Here is a 1,846-nt window from a genome sequence, read left to right on the forward strand (position 1 = left end):
ACATCGCCCCGGCCTCTCGCCGTATCGGTGTTCTCCCGGCTGCGTCCGCGACGTGCGGCCGGCCGGGACGGCCTCGTCAGCGCAGCCGTAGTTCGGGCTGGAGCGGGACGTGCTTGAGTCCGCCCCATGCGAGCGCGACCGTCGTATCGACGGCATCGTCCTTCGGGATGGGCCGCGCGGCGTCGAGCCAGTAACGCGCCGTGAACTGGCTGGTGCCCACCAGCCCGACGGCGAGGATCCGCGCACGGTAGGGGTCGAGACCGGAATCGTGACTGACCAGGTCGAACACGGCGTCCACACACGCTTCCGTGGCCTGTTCCACGCGGCGGGACACTTCCGGCTCACCCATCAGGTCCGATTCGAAGACCAGCCGGAAACCCTGGCTGTCGTTGTCCACGAAGTCGAAGAACGCCTGGACGGCGGCGCGGACGCGCTGGCGGTTGTCGGTGGTGGACCGAAGCGCCTGCCGGACCCCGTTGATGAGGACGTCCACATAGTTCTGGAGGACGGCGCAATACAGCTCGAGCTTCCCGGGGAAATGCTGGTAGAGCACCGGCTTGCTCACACCCGCGCACTCGGCGATCTCGTCCATGCCGGCGGAGTGGTAACCGCGGGTGACGAACACTTCACTCGCAGCCTCGAGCAGCTGGGCACGCCGTTCGTCTCTCGGCATCCGGGCACCACGCTTGTTGCCGTTGTTGCCGCGGCCGGATGCCCGGTCGGCCAGTTCGGTCATGCTTGCTCCAGTCTGCGCACTTTCGCCGACAGTGAGCAGCGCCACTTCGGCTTCGATCGTCCTTGCAGGTTACAGGCCGCCGCGCTTTTCTCCTGGTCGGCCCCACGCCTAGTATCCGCTTTTCCCCGCCCGCTCCGCAGGACTGCCGGGACCGCCCGTCGGATTCTCGTGGATGTGACATTCTGTCAACCGTGATCGACCGAGGAGGAGTGCGACCGAACGGGTCCGCGGAGGACTCCACCCGGACCCCGCCATCCGGTTCCCCGGCACAGCGACCGCCGTCCGGCTCCCGGCAACCTCCCGAACCGCGACACCCGTCCGAACCGCGCCGCACTTCCGGTGCGTCGCGGGTATCCAGGCGCGATGCGTACCAGCCGCTGCGAGCCCAGTGGGACCCGGTGGGTGGAGACGACCCGGCGCGGGAACCGCGCAGGCCCCGGCCCGTCCGAGAGGTCCGGAAGCAGAGCCGGCTCGGCAAGTTCGTCGCAACATACGGATGGCGCGCGTACGTGGTGCCCGTGCTCGTCGTGGTGACCGTCGTGGTGCTGTGGGATGCGTTCAGAGGAACCGGCGACGACGGCGCAGCCGAAGAACAGAGCATGGTGGACGCGGGCGAGATCGTCGCGGAAGCGCCGCGGGCGGACGGGCTGTTCCCGGCGGATCTCGCGTCCGGCACCCTTCCCGACGGCGGACCGTTCACCGAGCGGGGTGCGCAGAGGTGGCGAGTGCTGCCCGGCACGACCGCGCGAGTGGGCTCGGAGGCGGCACGCACCTTCACCTACACGGTCGAGGTCGAGGACGGGATCGACACCGCGGGCTACGGCGGTGACGACGCCTTCGGACTCCTGGTCGATCAGACGCTCGCCGACCCTCGGAGCTGGGTCGGTGATCCCCAGTTCGCTTTCCGCCGGATCGACGTCGGCACCCCCGACTTCCGTATCTCGCTCACCTCGCAGATGACCATCCGGGAGGGATGCGGGTACGACATCCGGCTCGAAGGGTCGTGCTTCAATCCGTCGCTCGGGCGGGTCCTGCTCAACGAAGCGCGCTGGGTTCGCGGAGCGGGGGCCGGGCCCGGCGCCCCCCGGCCCCCCCCCCCGGACCGGGGGC

2 protein-coding genes are annotated in these 1,846 nt (G+C 69.6%); one reads left to right on the forward strand and one right to left on the reverse strand.

Translation table 11 applies throughout. The features are described 5' to 3' along the window. Window positions 1-76 precede the first annotated feature (76 nt). Window positions 77-736 (reverse strand): TetR/AcrR family transcriptional regulator, encoded by a 660-nt coding sequence (locus TVH25_RS21245; protein WP_169619748.1) that lies wholly within the window; start codon window positions 734-736, stop codon window positions 77-79. A gap of 398 nt (window positions 737-1,134) precedes the next feature. On the opposite strand from TVH25_RS21245, the gene TVH25_RS21250 reads away from it, so the two are divergent. Then, a partial coding sequence (locus TVH25_RS21250; RefSeq protein WP_422425407.1) for a DUF3152 domain-containing protein occupies window positions 1,135-1,846 on the forward strand: 712 nt, incomplete at its 3' end.

Source organism: Rhodococcus sp. 7Tela_A2 (genome assembly GCF_049311045.1).
In the GTDB taxonomy this organism is placed as follows: domain Bacteria; phylum Actinomycetota; class Actinomycetes; order Mycobacteriales; family Mycobacteriaceae; genus Rhodococcus.

Excerpts from the sequence above, each read along its gene's own strand:
- TVH25_RS21245 (WP_169619748.1), bottom strand. The coding sequence starts at position 736 with ATGACCGAACTGGCCGACCGGGCATCCGGCCGCGGCAACAACGGCAAC.